15 protein-coding genes and 1 pseudogene are annotated in these 14341 nt (G+C 68.8%); 7 read left to right on the forward strand and 9 right to left on the reverse strand.

The annotated features are described in order from the left end of the window. Positions 1 to 152: 152 nt before the first annotated feature. The gene (locus ACH4XV_RS39855) at positions 153 to 1487 is read right to left on the reverse strand and encodes a GH1 family beta-glucosidase (RefSeq protein ID WP_395798033.1); all 1335 of its coding nucleotides are present in this window, start codon (positions 1485 to 1487) and stop codon (positions 153 to 155) included. A gap of 62 nt (positions 1488 to 1549) precedes the next feature. Here ACH4XV_RS39855 and ACH4XV_RS39860 point away from each other — a divergent pair, with 62 nt between their 5' ends. Further along, complete coding sequence (locus ACH4XV_RS39860) at positions 1550 to 2191, forward strand: TetR family transcriptional regulator (protein ID WP_395798035.1); 642 nt, start codon at positions 1550 to 1552, stop codon at positions 2189 to 2191. Between the two features lie 69 nt (positions 2192 to 2260). Here ACH4XV_RS39860 and ACH4XV_RS39865 read toward each other — a convergent pair. Beyond that, positions 2261 to 3406: pseudogene (locus ACH4XV_RS39865) on the reverse strand (MFS transporter); the annotation flags it as partial. A gap of 22 nt (positions 3407 to 3428) precedes the next feature. Beyond that, positions 3429 to 4325, reverse strand: coding sequence for an alpha-galactosidase (locus ACH4XV_RS39870; RefSeq protein WP_395798037.1), 897 nt, complete (start codon positions 4323 to 4325; stop codon positions 3429 to 3431). Positions 4326 to 4761: 436 nt separating this feature from the next. Here ACH4XV_RS39870 and ACH4XV_RS39875 point away from each other — a divergent pair, with 436 nt between their 5' ends. From ACH4XV_RS39875 to ACH4XV_RS39895, 5 genes are all read left to right on the forward strand, one after another. Then, positions 4762 to 5667, forward strand: a complete 906-nt coding sequence (locus ACH4XV_RS39875) for a hypothetical protein (protein WP_395798039.1) — start codon at positions 4762 to 4764, stop codon at positions 5665 to 5667. A 203-nt stretch (positions 5668 to 5870) separates the two neighbouring features. Next, positions 5871 to 6260 (forward strand): PRC-barrel domain-containing protein, encoded by a 390-nt coding sequence (locus ACH4XV_RS39880; protein WP_395798041.1) that lies wholly within the window; start codon positions 5871 to 5873, stop codon positions 6258 to 6260. A gap of 131 nt (positions 6261 to 6391) precedes the next feature. Beyond that, positions 6392 to 6538 (forward strand): YegP family protein, encoded by a 147-nt coding sequence (locus ACH4XV_RS39885; RefSeq protein ID WP_395798043.1) that lies wholly within the window; start codon positions 6392 to 6394, stop codon positions 6536 to 6538. A gap of 194 nt (positions 6539 to 6732) precedes the next feature. After that, positions 6733 to 7128 carry an ATP-binding protein gene (locus ACH4XV_RS39890; protein WP_395798044.1) on the forward strand — a complete coding sequence of 132 codons (396 nt, stop codon included), beginning with the start codon at positions 6733 to 6735 and terminating at the stop codon, positions 7126 to 7128. A gap of 4 nt (positions 7129 to 7132) precedes the next feature. Next, entirely contained in the window at positions 7133 to 7597 is a 465-nt protein-coding gene (locus ACH4XV_RS39895) for an STAS domain-containing protein (protein WP_395798046.1), read from the forward strand. 360 nt (positions 7598 to 7957) lie between these two features. Here ACH4XV_RS39895 and ACH4XV_RS39900 read toward each other — a convergent pair whose 3' ends face one another. Further along, positions 7958 to 8623: a GNAT family N-acetyltransferase gene (locus ACH4XV_RS39900; protein ID WP_395798048.1), complete on the reverse strand. Its 666-nt coding sequence runs from the start codon at positions 8621 to 8623 to the stop codon at positions 7958 to 7960. A 275-nt stretch (positions 8624 to 8898) separates the two neighbouring features. Between ACH4XV_RS39900 and ACH4XV_RS39905 the strand changes: the two genes are divergently transcribed. Then, positions 8899 to 9561 carry a class I SAM-dependent methyltransferase gene (locus ACH4XV_RS39905; protein ID WP_395798050.1) on the forward strand — a complete coding sequence of 221 codons (663 nt, stop codon included), beginning with the start codon at positions 8899 to 8901 and terminating at the stop codon, positions 9559 to 9561. Here ACH4XV_RS39905 and ACH4XV_RS39910 read toward each other — a convergent pair. From ACH4XV_RS39910 to ACH4XV_RS39930, 5 genes are read right to left on the reverse strand one after another with little or no spacing between them, the layout of a single operon-like run. Continuing rightward, complete coding sequence (locus tag ACH4XV_RS39910) at positions 9539 to 10705, reverse strand: HAD-IIIC family phosphatase (protein WP_395798068.1); 1167 nt, start codon at positions 10703 to 10705, stop codon at positions 9539 to 9541. The two genes, ACH4XV_RS39905 and ACH4XV_RS39910, sit on opposite strands and share 23 nt — an antisense overlap. A 44-nt stretch (positions 10706 to 10749) precedes the next feature. Continuing rightward, complete coding sequence (locus ACH4XV_RS39915) at positions 10750 to 11856, reverse strand: acyl-CoA dehydrogenase family protein (RefSeq protein ID WP_395798052.1); 1107 nt, start codon at positions 11854 to 11856, stop codon at positions 10750 to 10752. Further along, entirely contained in the window at positions 11849 to 12169 is a 321-nt protein-coding gene (locus ACH4XV_RS39920) for an acyl carrier protein (RefSeq protein WP_395798054.1), read from the reverse strand. The genes ACH4XV_RS39915 and ACH4XV_RS39920 overlap by 8 nt, the downstream gene beginning before the upstream one ends. Further along, positions 12166 to 13059: a 3-hydroxyacyl-CoA dehydrogenase family protein gene (locus ACH4XV_RS39925; RefSeq protein WP_395798056.1), complete on the reverse strand. Its 894-nt coding sequence runs from the start codon at positions 13057 to 13059 to the stop codon at positions 12166 to 12168. The genes ACH4XV_RS39920 and ACH4XV_RS39925 overlap by 4 nt, the downstream gene beginning before the upstream one ends. A gap of 31 nt (positions 13060 to 13090) precedes the next feature. After that, positions 13091 to 14236 carry a Rieske 2Fe-2S domain-containing protein gene (locus ACH4XV_RS39930; protein ID WP_395798058.1) on the reverse strand — a complete coding sequence of 382 codons (1146 nt, stop codon included), beginning with the start codon at positions 14234 to 14236 and terminating at the stop codon, positions 13091 to 13093. Positions 14237 to 14341: the final 105 nt, after the last annotated feature.

Genomic DNA, 14341 nt, shown 5'->3' on the forward strand with positions numbered 1-14341 from the left:
GGATCGTCGTGGACCGGGTATTGGACGCTTGAGGGCGTGTGAGTGCAACCGTCAACCGCCCACCAAACGCGCCTGCCCGCATACGTGCGGGCGTCCCGACGTCCGGGATCCGCCGGAACTCGCACGGTGTTCCTGTGAGCCAGGCAGACGGCTCAGCCGCGATGGGCGCGGATGAGGTCGCGATACCAGGCGAAGGACGCCTTCGGGGTGCGGACCTGGGTGTCGTGGTCGACGTGGACGAGGCCGAAACGCTGGTGGAAGCCCTCGGCCCATTCGAAGTTGTCCAGCAGGGTCCAGGTGAAGTAGCCGCGGACGTCCACGCCTTGGGCCACAGCGGCGTCGACTGCCCGGAGATGGCTGTCCAGGTAGTCGATGCGGTCGAGGTCGGGCACGCTGCCGTCCGCGGTGACTACGTCCTCGACCGAACAGCCGTTCTCCGTGATGTAGACCGGCGGGAGCGTGGGGTAGCGCTCCTTGAGGCCGACGAGCAGTTCGCGCAGGCCGTCGGGGACCACGGGCCAGTCGAAGGCGGTGCGGCGGTAGCCCTCGATGGGGGCCTCTTCGAACGGCAGACCCTCGGACGTCGGAGCCTGGATCCGGGTGGGGTTGTAGTAGTTGATGCCGAGCGCGTCCAAAGGAGCCGAGACGAGTTCGAGATCACCGTCCCGGACGGAGCCGCCGAGGGTGGCGTCGGCGCCGTAGGCCGACAGGTCGGGGTAGGCGCCGGTGAGGATCGGGTCGTTGAACAGGCGGTTGTGCAGGTTGTCGTACGCCTGGGCGGCGGCGCGATCGGCGGGGGCGTCCGAGGCGGGCCAGACCGGGGTGCAGTTGTTGGCGATCATCACTTGGAGGCCGCGTGCACGCAGTTCCCTCAGCGCCAAACCGTGGCCGAGCAACTGGTGGTGGGCGACCGGCAGGCAATCGAGGAACAGGGTACGGCCCGGCGCGTGGGTGCCGAGGCCGTAGCCCCAGACCATGTGGATGAACGGCTCGTTGAGTGTGATCCACTTCCGCACGCGGTCGCCCAGCCTGTCGGCCACGGTGGCGGAATACTCGGCGAAGTGGTGCGCGGTGTCGCGGTTGAGCCAGCCGCCGTCGTCCTCCAGGGCCTGCGGGAGGTCCCAGTGGAACAGGGTCGGGACGGGCTCCACGCCGCGCGCGAGCAGGCCGTCGACCAAGCGGTCGTAGAAGTCCAGGCCTTGGAGGTTGACTTCCCCCCGGCCGGTCGGCTGGATCCGGGGCCAGGCGATCGAGAAGCGGTAGCCGGTGAGGCCCGCCTCGGCCATCAGCGCGAGATCCTCCTCGTACCGGTGGTAGTGGTCGCAGGCCACGTCACCGGTGTGCCCATCGCGGATCGTGCCGGGGCGGGCGGTGAAGGTGTCCCACACCGAGGGACCGCGGCCGTCTTCCTTGGTGGCGCCCTCGATCTGGTACGACGCCGTCGAGGCGCCCCAGACGAAGTCCGCGGGCAGATGGTCCAGTGCCATGTCCGACCTCCTGAAACATGAATAGTACTCATGTTAATCCTCGCCAGTGGGATGCTGGAAGCGTGAACCAAGATCGCACCGCGGGCACGACGCGCCGCCGCCCCGTCCAAAGGCGCAGCGCCGAACGATTTACACGGCTGTTGGACGCCTGCGCCGAACTCCTGGACGAGGTCGGCTACATCGCGCTGACCACCAAGGAGGTGGCCCGCAGAGCCGAGGTGCCCATCGGCACCCTGTACCAGTTCTTCTCCGACAAGGAGGGGCTGATCGGCGCGCTCGCCGCCCGCAACCTGGACACCTTCCTCGAACGGGTCTCGGCCCGACTGGAGCACGAGAGGCCCGAAGACGTCTCGGGCATCGTGGAGGTCACCGTCGACGAATTCGTCACCATGCGCCGGACGATCACCGGTTTCGGCGTGGTCGACTTCGGCGCGGAGGGTCGGGACCACACCCTCGATCCGGCCCTGGACAACAACACCGCGGTCGCCGGGCGGCTGCGGGGGCTGACCGCGGCCCTGACCGGAGCCTGGGACGACACCGAACTGGAGATCGTCGTCCGAGTGGCCCTGGAGTGTGCGGACAGCGTGCTCAAACTGGCCTTCCGCGCCGATCCGCAGGGCGACCCCCGGCTGATCGCCGAGTGCAAACGAGTCCTCGACAGCTATCTGAACGACCACATGCGGTCGCTGACAACGGGTGGGTGACCAACGGGCTCCGCTGCCACAGGACACGAACGCGGTTGCCTCGACCGTACGAAACCGGCCTTCCTTCGCGGCGTGTGGCCGGCGGACACTTCGAACCTTCCAGACCAGTGCCCCGCCCAGCGCGGACATCGCCGCGGAGCAGAGGAACAACGAACGATAGCCCCCCAGTTCGCCGAGAACGACCGAAGCGATCGGGGGAACCAGCACGTACGGCAGGGAGCTCATCAGGTTGGCCAGGGCCATGTCCTTGCCCCGATCCGCCGAGGCCGGGAGCACTTCGGTGACCAAGGCGGTGTCGACGGCCAGGTACACGCCGTAGCCCAGACCCAGGATCACGGCCGCGACCAATGTCATGGCCCAGGTCGGCGACAGGGCGAGCGGGACGGCGGCGACGGCCATCGTGAGACCGCCGAGGAAGACCAGTATCCGGCGCTTGCCCAGCTTGTCGGAAAGCCGGCCGCTGACGACGACCGTCGAAATCGTGGCCAGGCAGTTGACGCCGATCACGATGAGCAGACCGTCGTCGGTGGATCGGCCGGGGAAGAGTTGCTCGTAGTGCAGGACGTCGTCCAGGAAATACGGCATGTAGAGCGTGCCCAGGCCGTAGCCCAGGCCCATGATGAACCGGGAGCCCATCGCCCAGACGAAGTAGGGATGCTCACGCGGGCTGATCCGGTAGCCGTCCAGGAAGGTGCGCAGCGAGAACGGTTCGCGGTGGTCGCCGGGCAGCGGTGGGTCCCTCATGACGACCGCGAACAGCATGATCAGCAGCGGGAACGCGGCCATCAGCGTGTATTGCGCGGGAAACCCGGCGACGAGACCGAGCATCAGCCCGCCCGCGATCATGCCGCCCGCCTGCGGGACCGTGGCCCAACCCAGCACCACGCCGCGTTGCGCGACCGGGACTTGGTCGGGGACCACGGGGGCGAGCCCGGCACCGATGATCATGAAGCCGAAGGACAGCATGAAAGCGCCGAACGCGACCCCGGCGACCGTCGTTTGCAGGCCGGTGAAGACCAGCGCCGCCATGCAGGTCAGCGAGCCCGCGACCATCCACGGTCGGCGGCGGCCGAACCGGCCGGTGGTGCGGTCGCACAGGGCTCCGGCCAGCGGCGCGACGGCGATGCCCGAGATCGCGCCCATCATGCTGACCCAGGCGTAGCTGTCGACCTTTCCCCCCGGGGCGATCCGGGCGATCTGGTCGGGCACCAGCATCGGGCGGCGCGCAGCCGGTCCATCACCTCGTAGACGCCGCGCGTGTGTTCGACCCAGACCCGGTCGGGATCCGCGGCCCCGGGATCTGCCCGGCCTCACTGAACGGCCGGTTCATGTCCCATTTGAGGAAGACGACGTCCAACTCGGTGACGGTCCGCACCAGCCATTCGACCACCCATTCACGGACGTCATGGCGGGCGAAGTTCAGCACGTGCTGGTTACGGCTCCGAGTGCGGGGTCGGCCGTCCTGGCACAGGATCCAGTCGGGGTGCGCACGGAACAGGTCGTTGTCGGCCAGCGCGCGGACGTGGTCGGCGAGTGGACCCAGACCGTCGGGGAAGCGGTCCGGGTTGGGCCACCAGTCGCCGAGCCCGGTCATGTCGCTGGTACGGGCGCCGAACCAGGCGTCGTCCACCACGAAGATCTCGACGCCGATACCGGCTGCGAGATCGGCCAGTTCGCTCTGCTGCTGCTCGGTGATGTCGAACTCGGTGGCCTCCCACGAGTTGTAGATCAGCTGGCGTTCGGCCGGACGGGCGGATAGCACCTGCCTCTCCGTGTAGGCGTGCCAGCGGCGGCTGGTGCCGCCGAAGCCGTCAGGGGCGTAGAGACCGGTGAAGACGGGGGTCTCCAGGCTCTCGCCGGGGAGCAGTTTCCAGAGCAAACCCTCGCGGCCGAAGCCACCGGTCCAGGAGGTGCGGCCGTGGAGGTTGCGGCGCAGGGTGATCCGGCGGCTGCCGCTCCAGGCCAACGCCGCGCTCCAGACCTCGCCGTGCTCCTCCGCCGCGTCGTGCGCGTCGCGCATCAGCCAGGGTCCGGCGTGCTGTCCCGTGATGCCGAGGCGGCTGGTGAACACGATCTCGCCGACCGGCACCCGGTCGCGCCGGAGTTGGAACTCCCGGCCCCACTCTCCCACCACATGGCTGACCCGATAGTCGTCGCGGGCGGGCAGCGTCGGGGGAGTGTCCCGACCCGTTCGGTGTGCACTTCGGGTCGGGGGCGGCTTCCACGCCGGCGATCAACTCTTTGAACGGTTCGCGTGTGACGAGCCGCGCGGGGAACGCCCCACACTCGATCAGTGAGCCCGTCCGGCGAGCCCTGCCCTGCGGGCCCCCCGCGAACAACGGTGTGGCGGTCACGACGATGGGCCGAGATGCCGGGTGATGTCTCAGTTGTTCTGGCTTATCCGTGCTGTCTCGAAGTGATGCCACCTTCGGGTGTTCAGCCACGACTGGTAGTCCCAACCCGCCCCACCGGGGAACGGCGGCGAAAGAGGGCGGGGTGGGTGAGGCCGTGCCCTGCCGAGCCGGACGGGATCCGGCGAGGTCGAAGCCCCCACACCGTAGGCTCGCGCCATGCCGATTGCGCACGGTCCTCGAAACAGCGTCAAGCACTGGAATGAGTGCACGGATGTTCACGACTTCCTGGAGCAGATCCGCCTACGCCCCGGCGTCTGGCTGCCTGGCGGCTCGCTCCGGAACCTGGAGTCCATCCTGATCGGCTATCGGATCGCGCTCGGCGTTCACGCCGTCGACGAACCCTTCGACTTTTGGCCCGAAGGCTCCTTTGCTCGGTGGCTCGAGCAGCATCTCGGACACCACAGCGCGCTCGGCTGGGCCTCCGAGATCGAACGAGTGACACCCGACGGTTCCAGCCCGGTCGAGGAATTCTTCCGCCTGCTGGACCGGTACCGCGCCGAGTCGACCTCGCCCACGTTCGCCCCGCAGCCGCAGCCGCAGCCGCAGCCGCAGCCACGGATCGAGCATCCTTCGATGCAAGCCGTCCGCATCGAACTCGATCGCCACAACTGGGGCGCGCTGCAATGCGGTTGCGGCAGGTCGGCGAGTCACCTGCCCGATACCCTCCTGCGGCTCATCGCCAACCGAACGCCCGGAGAGACGTCCCTGGTCGGAATCGACAACCACGTCATGATCCAGTCCAACCTCATGGACCCCGCCCCGGCGGTCACCGCAGTAGTCCTCGCGGCCCTGGCCGACCCCAACCTCACGACGCCCGTCACCCGCACCGTACTGCTGCAGCTCCTCTTGGACCTCAGTGCCGGTGACACGCCCCAGCAGGTGGAATGCGCAGAGCTCATTCGCGGAGGGGTTTGGATTCTCTACCGGGAGTTGGTCGCCCACCCTTCGATCGACGCCCGCGCGCATGCCTACGAGACCCTGAGCAATCTCGACACCGAGCAAGAACGGCTCGCTGCCTTCCGTCATGCCCTGCGCGACCGGCTCCCCGCAGACCTGCGCTGAGCCCACCCGCCGACTTGACCGCCCACACCGGCCGGCTGCGCCTCCTGGGCAGGCGAACTCTCCAACGCCGTTCCTTCCCCCGCGGCGGGTGTGGAGCGGGAGCGGCGGGGCAGGCGTGCTCAGAACCATTGCACGGACGAGTCCCGGGCTGCGGGCGGCGGTCGCCGCCCGCCGAGGGGACCGTCGATACCCAGGAGGTTCCTGTGAGCACCGCCGACAACGTGTGGGGTCACCGTCCCGAGTCCGGCTACACCGCGGGTACGAGCCTGACCGGCTACAAGGTCGATGCCACCGACGGTCACATCGGCAAGGTCGACAAGCACAACGACGACGTCGACGCGTCCTACCTGGTGGTCGACACCGGTGTGTGGATCTTCGGCAAGCACGTCCTGCTCCCAGCGGGCACGATTGCGAGCATCGACACCGAGAACAAGGTCGTCCACGTCTCGCGCACCAAGGAAGAGATCAAGAACTCCCCCGAGTTCGACAAGGACAAGCACCTCGACGACCACGAACACCGCACCCGCACCGGCGACTACTACGGCAACACCGCGCCGGGCACTCCGGGCACCGGCCCCGCAGGCACGCCGTAGGCGGCGTCAACCGGTACGCCGTCCGTGGTCGACGGTCGATGAGGCCGACGTACTCCGAGTCCGCATGTGCGAGCCCGCACCCGCAGGTACCGGCACCGTCGCCTCGGTGCCCGCACGAACCGAGAGGCCGGGTGAATCCCATTGCGGGCAAGTTCGAGGTGTACACCGACAAGAACGGCAAGTTCGGGTTCCGGCTCAAGGCGGGCAACGGCGAGATCATGGCCACCGGTGAGTCTTACGCGAGCGGGGCCGCCTGCCTCGAGGGCGTCGATCGGTGAGGACCAACGCGGGCCGACGCCATGGTCGAGACCCTTGACTCCTGACCCCCCGGGCCCGCCGCGCAGGCGCGGCGGGCCCGGGGCCGACCGCCGCCAAGGCCCCGGCGGGTACCGCCTTTGCCTTCGCCATGCGCCGGCCCGCCGGTGCGGATCGGCGGCGCTTCACCGACATCATCACGGGTGGGAGCCCGGACATGACCATAACGCCACGCCACCCGTCCACTGCGGCCCGGAGGTGGACCCTGACGCACGGCCCCGGGGTCCTACGCCGGATCCGCGCCGCGGTCCGCGACGCCCTCGGCGCTTGGGGCTGGTCCCCGGACCGCGCGGACGACGTCGTCCAGATCGTCTCGGAACTGGTGGGCAACGTTCTTCGCCACACCCACGGCGAGGCCGAGTTGACGCTGACCCCCATCCCCGACGGAGTCGAGATCGCGGTGGGCGATCACGCCCGCGATCTCCTGGTCCTCCAACGCCCCGCGAACGGCGACGGCGGATACGGGCTACGCCTGCTCGACATGCTCACCACGACCTGGACCGTCGAACAACACGAGGCGGGCAAACACGTCCGCGCCCGCATCCGACGGTGAAGCCGTGCGACACAGCCACGCGATCGCGCGCGACGATGCGGACATCCCCGACGAGCAAGGTGGCGATCCGATGAGCGTGGGCGAGCCCGACCTCGTTCTCACCGTGCACACCCCACGTCCGAGCCTCGCGGTCGTCGACGTTCGCGGCCACCTCGACCACCACACCGCGCCCCGACTGCGCAGGCGCGGCTTCGAGTTGATCGACCAAGGGCACCGCCATGTGGTGCTCAACCTGGCCGGCCTGCGGTTCTCCGACTCCACCGGCCTGGCCGTCCTGGTCGCCCTCCACAACCGCACCCGCGCCCACCGGGGCACCGTCGCCATCGCGGCCCCGCCGGAGCGCTTCCGCAAGATGACGCGCGTGACCGGCCTGTCCCGCGTCGTCCCCGAACACCACGACGTGGAGCATGCCTTGGCCGCGATCGAAACCGACGACGCTCCGCCTCCCGCGGCACACCACCACGCGTAGGCCGGGACAGGCGTGTACCTCCGGGACCTGTCCCGGTCCGCCGACCGAGGCGGGCGTCGAAATGCGCCGCTGCGGGAACCCACAGCGAGACGGTAGCGACAAGGTACTCCCGGTGGAACGCACGGATCGGCACCCGGCTCACTACTGCAGTCGCGTGTACCCGGCGCCGCCCTGGGCAGGCCGGCCGAATCGCACCGCCTCCGGCATCCGCGGGGTGAACTGCCGCAGGTACAGGCCTGCTCGGAAGTCGAGCCCGCCCGACCAAGATCCCCGCATGGGTGCCCGTGCCTGTTCCGGAAGTGGATCTGTGGCCGACCGCCGACCCGGGCGGGCACCCGAGGGCGCCGCCCGGGAGGTGTGTCAGAGACGACGGAAATAGACGGTGAGCGGGTAGGGAGTGCACCCGAGTGCCTCGTAGAGTGCTCGAGCCGGTGCGTGGAACCGGTCTCCTCCGGTGCCGATCTCGACGACCTCGGTACCGACGGCCCGCATTCGGTCGAAGGCGTGCTCGCACAGCGCCGTGCCCACATGGTGACGACGGTGCCGGTCCGAGACGGCGAGGATCGTGATCTCGCCCTTCTTGCGGGCCGGGTCGATGCTCCACGCCACGTAGCCCGCGATGGCGCCTTCCACTTCGGCGATGGCGACGTATGTGTGCCGTTCGGGGGCGTGGAGTTCGGCGACCTGTTTGCGGTAGTCGTCGCGCCAGTTGCCGTGCTGAACAGCGAAGACGGCCTCTCCCACCAATGGGCGGAAGGATTCCTCGTAGAACGGTCGGAACGTGTCGATGGTCAGTTCGGTGAGTGGTGCCAGGTCGTGCCGGATGTATGCGCGAATGAGCACGGAAGTGTGCCTCTCGAGGCCGAGGGCTTGATACCCGGGCGGAACACGGACATCGGCCCGCTCCCTGCCGTGGAATCGGCGGCGAGACGGGCTCCTCAGCGGCGTGTACGCCAGGCGTCGAAACACTCCATGACCCGCATCGTAGTGCCCGGCCTGTACTCCCGATACGTCGATCACAGCCACTCGTCGACGGTTGCGACGAGGACGGTCGCCTCGTGGCGTATCGCCGGCTTCGGCGCCGGGCGCGGGTGGTCAGGCCGTGGGTCAGGTGCTCGGGGCCCGGACCATCCAAGGAGCTTGACGCTGCGGCAAGGTCGAGAACGGGCCGGAGCTGCGCATGTCGGGTCGGGCGCTTGTCCGCATTCACATCGACGAGGTCCAGGACCTCGCAGGCTACGACCCGGAAGTGGTGGCAGATTGTATTGAATTATCGTCGGAGCGTCATCTAGGATTTTTTCATGGCGAATCAGATTGCGAGTGGATCGGAACTTCTGGAATACGTCAGGGAGTTCTCGCTCAGGGAAGACGAGATTCTGCGCGACCTGCGGCGGGCGACCGCGGAACTGCCCGCCGGGGAGACGATGCAGGTCATGCCCGAGGAAGGTCAGTTCCTTGCGATGCTGGTCACGGCGACTGGTGTTGCGGACGTGCTGGAGCTCGGTACCTTCACCGGATACAGCACCTTGTGCATGGCCCGGGCGCTTCCGCCGCAGGGTCGGTTGATCACCTGTGACATCAGCGCGCGATGGCCCGAGATCGGTGCCGAATACTGGCGCAGGGCGGGTGTTTGCGAGCGTATCGAGGTTCGTATCGGAGCGGCGATCGATACGCTCGAAGAAATGATCGCCGAGGGTCGCCACGGCGAATTCGGTCTCGTTTTCATCGATGCCGACAAGCGGAACTATCCGCGCTATTACGAGCTTGCCTTGCAACTCGTGCGGCCCGGTGGATTGTTGGTACTGGACAATACGCTTTTCTTCGGTCGGGTCGTCGACCCCCTCGCCGTGGATGCGGATACCGTCGGTGTGCGGGAGGTCAACGCCAGGATCCGGGACGATCGGCGAGTGGACATCTGCATGCTGCCGATGGCCGACGGCATCACCCTGGTTCGCCGGAGGTGACCGACCGCCCGCCCTCGCGGGCCCGGTCCGGCGACGGCCACCGGCTCGGCGGCCTCTCGGTGAGAACCGGCGCGATCAGTCGGACCGTCCCAGGGGCCTGCCGCGCCCCGGTCACGAGGTGCAGCACCTGGACCTCCGCATCGGACATCCGCTCGAGCACCCCATCCGCACAGTCGCACGGCGACTCGTCGAAGCCGGCGAATCGGTAGGCGATCTCCATCATGCGATTGCGGTCGGTGGCGCGGAAATCCGCCAGCAGGTGTACACCGGCCCGGGCCGCCTGGTCGACCAGCCAGTTCAGGATGATCGTGCCGACACCGAACGCCACCACACGGCACGAAGTGGCGAGCAGTCGCAGATGCCACACCCGTGGGTGCTTGCGGAGCAGCACCACACCGACTGCGCCGTGCGGCCCGAAGCGGTCGGTGAGCGTGGCCACCAGAACCTCGTGACAGGCATCGTCGAGGAGGGCGCGCAGCGTCGCGTCCGAGTAGTGCACCCCTGTCGCGTTCATCTGGCTGGTGCGCAGCGTCAACTCCTCGACGCGTGACAGTTCGTCCTCCGTGGCCCGTTCGATGCGCATCACCATCTCCAGCGAGCGCAGGAAGTCGTCGTGCGAGCCGGTGAATCGGGTGCGTTCGTCGGTGCGCCGGACACCGGCCCGATACATCGTCCGGCGTCGGCGCGCGTCGACGGTCACCGTCTTCGGGCTGAACTCGGGCAGGTCGAGCAGTGTCGCGGCATCCTCCGCCCGGTAGCAGCGCACGTCCGGGAGGTGGTGGGCGACCTCGGCCCGCTCGGCCGGTTGGTCGTCGATGAAGGCGACGGCGGAGGGCGCGAAACCCAGCCGTTCGGCGATCCGGCGGATCCCGTCCGACTTGCGTCCCCATCCGATCTCCGGCACGAGGAACCAGTCGGCCATCCCCAGTGCCGCCAATCGTGCCCATGCCGGGTCGTGATCGTTGCGACTGCATACCGACTGGAGGACGCCGCGCGCGTCCAAGCCGACGATCACCTCGCGGATGATCGGGGACACGACGAGATCCTCGTCCTCCAGTAACGTGCCGCGCCACAGCGTGTTGTCGAGGTCCCACACCAGGCACTTGACCGGAACGGGCAGGACGACCCGGGCGGGCGCGCGCATGTTCGGCTTCGCGTCGTGAGGTTCTTCGGCGGCCATGATCGGCGTCACCGTCCCCCCAGCACGTGATCGGCCAGCATCAGCTGACACATCTCGGCGCTGCCCTCGATGACTTCCATGAGCTTGGCGTCGCGGTACGCGCGCGCGACGACATGACTGTCCTGCGCCCCGGCCGACGCAAGCACCTGGACGGCTGAGGCCACACCCTTGACAGCGTTCTCCGCGCCGACGTACTTCGCCAGGATGACGGCTGCGGCAAGGTCGGGGGCGTGCTCGTCCCAGCGGCGACTCGCGTACTCGCAGACCCGGGTCGCCACCTGCTCCGCGGTCCACAGCTCGGCCAAGTGACGTGCGATGAGCTGGTGTTGCGCCAACGGCCGGCCGAACTGCTCCCGGGAGATCGCGTGGTCCACAGTCGCCGCCACACAGGCCCGCAGGAGGCCGACACACCCCCAGGCGACCGAGATCCGACCGTAGGTCAGGGCCGTGGTCACCAGAAGGGACAGCGCTTGACGCCCACCTCCCAGCACGCTGTCGAGGGGTAACCGCACCTGGTCCAGCCGGACTTCCGCGTGTCCGGCCGCCCTGAACCCCAGCGGGTCGGCCACCGGGCGTACCTCAACCCCAGGGGAGTTCCGGGGTACGACCACCACCGCGCCGCCCTCCGCCATCCGGGCGACGACCAGGAGGAGGTCGGCGTACTCGGCCCCCGTGACCCACTTCTTGTGGCCGGTGAGCACCACGGTGCCCCCGTCGATGCCGACGGTGGTCGTGATGGCCGACAGATCGCTGCCCGCCTGGGGCTCACTGAAGGCCATCGCCACCGTGTCCCCCGAGGCAAGCCGTGGCAGCAGTTCCGCCGCTTGCGCCGGATCACCCAGGCGTTCGATGGCCCACGCGGCCATTCCCTGCGAGGTCAGCACACTACGCAACGAGCCGCACAGACTGCCGACATGCGCGGTGAACTCGCCACCCTCCGCGCTCGTCCACCCCAACCCACCGTATTTCTCGGGCGTTTGCGCCGCGAGCAGGCCTGCCGCACCAAGCTTGCGTACGACGTCGTCGGGCAACCGACCCTCGCGATCCCAGCCGGCGGCCCGGTCAGCCACCAATTCGGTGACCATCGAGGCCGCCCCGGCAACGGTTTCACGCACGGGGACCTCCGGATACCTGCTGCCGGAGTCGCTCCACCAGTTCGGCCATCCGCACCACAGTACGAAAATTGTCCATCCGCAGATCCGCGCCGCGGATGGCGATGTCGTACGTGCGCTCCAGATACACCACCAGTTCCATGGCGAAGAGCGAGGACAGACCGCCGGGGCCGAAGACGTCCGCGTCGATCGTCCAGTCCCGACCCGTGTGCCGCGCCAGGAAGCGCAGCAGTTCCGCCTCCACTCCGCCCGTTGTGGCGACGGGCTCGGGGACCGCCGGATCGGGCGATTTCAACGGCTCGGACGATACAGTCATGCCTGTTCTCCCTCGTATGTATAGAAGCCGCGCCCGCTCTTGCGGCCGAGTCGGCCCGTGCGCACCATCTCGAGCAACAGGTCGCAGGGACGACACCCCTCGTCGCCGGTGCGGTTGTGCAGCACCCACAGCGAGTCGACCAGGTTGTCGAGACCGATCAGGTCCGCGGTGCGCAGCGGGCCCGTCGGGTGGCCCAGGCACCCCTGCATCAGGCGGTCGACCGATTCGACGCTCGCGGTGCCGGCCGCCACCACCCGGACCGCGTCGTTGATCATGGGGTGCAGGATGCGGCTGGTGACGAACCCCGGCGCGTCGTCGACCACGATCGGCTCCCGGCGCAGCGCGGCGAGCAGCGCCCGCAGCGCGTCCATGGTCGCCTCGCCGGTGTGCGTGCCGCGGATCACCTCGACCGTGCGAATCAGATACGGCGGGTTCATGAAGTGGGTGCCGATCAGCTCCGCCGGGCGGGCCGTCGCCCGGGCCAATTCGTCGATCGGGATCGCGGACGTGTTGGAGATGATCGCGGTGCCCGGCGCGACCAACGCGGACACCTCGGCGAGGACCTTCGCCTTCGCGTCGGCGTCCTCGGTGACCGCCTCGATCACCGCGACGGGGCCCGGGTCGTCGACCGTCGCGATTTCGGCGAACGACGCTCCGGTGACGACGACGGCGGTGACGGCCCCCTCCGGCAACGCGTTCATCAGCCTCGCCGTGCGCACCATTCGGTCGATGCGCGCGGGGGCTTCGTCCAGTCGGCGTCGGTCCGGGTCGATCAGGGACACCGCGATGCCGTGCCCGACCGCCAGGGCGGCGATACCCGCTCCCATCACCCCCGCGCCGAGGACGGCCAATCGTCGCCCACCCTCGGACGTATCGTTCTCCGCTGCCATGTCGTCTCTCTTCCGGTCCCGGTCGGGCCGATCACGGGGATACGAGGCCGCCTGCGGGCTCCGTGTCCACGGCCTCGGGGTGCGTGGCGACGCCTTCGGGGTCGGCGGATTCCACACGGACACCCTCGACGCCGACGTAGAACTGCTGTGCCCACATGCGGTATCGACCGATCGGCCCATCGCCCTTGGCGAGTTTGGGCTGCTCGACGTGCTCCTGGTGGTTCCACATCAGCAGGTCGGCGCCGGTGTCCAGGCTCGCCAGCCGCTGGATGAGGGCGCTGCTCAGCCGGGCGACGGGCAGTGTGGCCGCGCGTCCGACCCGTTCGGGCAGGCCCGGTACGCCGCCCAGTTCCAGCTTGGTGCCGAAGCGCAGGTGGATGCGTCCCGGCGTGGTCGGGGTCGCGTGGAGCATCACGTAGAGGTTGCCCGCGCCGCGGGGCAGGACCGTACGGGCCGCGATGGTGGCCAGGCCGATCACGGTGAGCGTGTACGACTGGCGAAAGCCCCGCATGACGGTGCCGCGCGCCGTGGCGGTGACCGTGGCGATCGGTTCGCCGGGCATCGGCCTGCCGTCGATGTCGAGATCCTTGAGTCCGTGCAGTGCGGGTAGATGGCCCCAGTCGAACGCGTTCTCGATGACGTCCTGCGGGTGGCCGGCGATGTCGAAGGTGTCGTGGCTGTACGACTGCCGGTCGTTCATGGGCAACACCGGCACCTGCCACTGTGGGGGCAGACGGAGGGCGTGGCGCCACACGTAGATCGAGCCGTTGGCCTCGCACACCGGGTAGCGGGTCAGCGACGCCTTCGGTGGCGACTCGCCGTAGCCGGTGCGGACGCACGTGCCGGCCGGGTCGAACGCGAACCGGTGGAAGGGGCAGACGATGTCCTCGCCCTCGATCGATCCGCCGACCCCGAGATGGGCGCCCAGGTGCGGGCAGCGCGGGCGCACGGCCCGCAGTACGCCCTTCGTGGTGCGGTACAGGACGACCTCCGCACCCGCGAGTGCCCGGGTGGTGACGGTCCCGGGGCGTACCTCGTCCGAAAAGGCGAGGCAGAACCAGCCGTTGGGGTGCGGGCGGGTGGGGGCGTGCAGGGTGTCGGCCGGGGCGGCCCCGCACGCGCCGAGCCGGCGGGCCCGCAGAAGCCCCTTCACCAGCGGCTTCACGTGAGGCCTCATGGCATCGCTCCTAGGCCGCGTATCCAGTCGTGATCAATGAGTGGTGTGGGTGAGGGCGTTGAGCCAGATCATTGCGGCGCGGAGGTGGAGGGCGGCGAGGTAGCT

It is taken from the genome of Embleya sp. NPDC020630, from assembly GCF_044334985.1.
Taxonomy (GTDB): Bacteria; Actinomycetota; Actinomycetes; order Streptomycetales; family Streptomycetaceae; genus Embleya.

Bases quoted from the DNA above. Each gene is read 5' to 3' on its own strand.
- ACH4XV_RS39920 (WP_395798054.1), bottom strand. From the start codon at position 12,169: ATGACTGTATCGTCCGAGCCGTTGAAATCGCCCGATCCGGCGGTCCCC.
- ACH4XV_RS39890 (WP_395798044.1), top strand. From the start codon at position 6,733: ATGACCATAACGCCACGCCACCCGTCCACTGCGGCCCGGAGGTGGACC.
- ACH4XV_RS39855 (WP_395798033.1), bottom strand. From the start codon at position 1,487: ATGGCACTGGACCATCTGCCCGCGGACTTCGTCTGGGGCGCCTCGACG.
- ACH4XV_RS39925 (WP_395798056.1), bottom strand. From the start codon at position 13,059: ATGGCAGCGGAGAACGATACGTCCGAGGGTGGGCGACGATTGGCCGTC.
- ACH4XV_RS39905 (WP_395798050.1), top strand. From the start codon at position 8,899: ATGGCGAATCAGATTGCGAGTGGATCGGAACTTCTGGAATACGTCAGG.
- ACH4XV_RS39930 (WP_395798058.1), bottom strand. From the start codon at position 14,236: ATGAGGCCTCACGTGAAGCCGCTGGTGAAGGGGCTTCTGCGGGCCCGC.
- ACH4XV_RS39910 (WP_395798068.1), bottom strand. From the start codon at position 10,705: ATGCGCGCGCCCGCCCGGGTCGTCCTGCCCGTTCCGGTCAAGTGCCTG.
- ACH4XV_RS39875 (WP_395798039.1), top strand. From the start codon at position 4,762: ATGCCGATTGCGCACGGTCCTCGAAACAGCGTCAAGCACTGGAATGAG.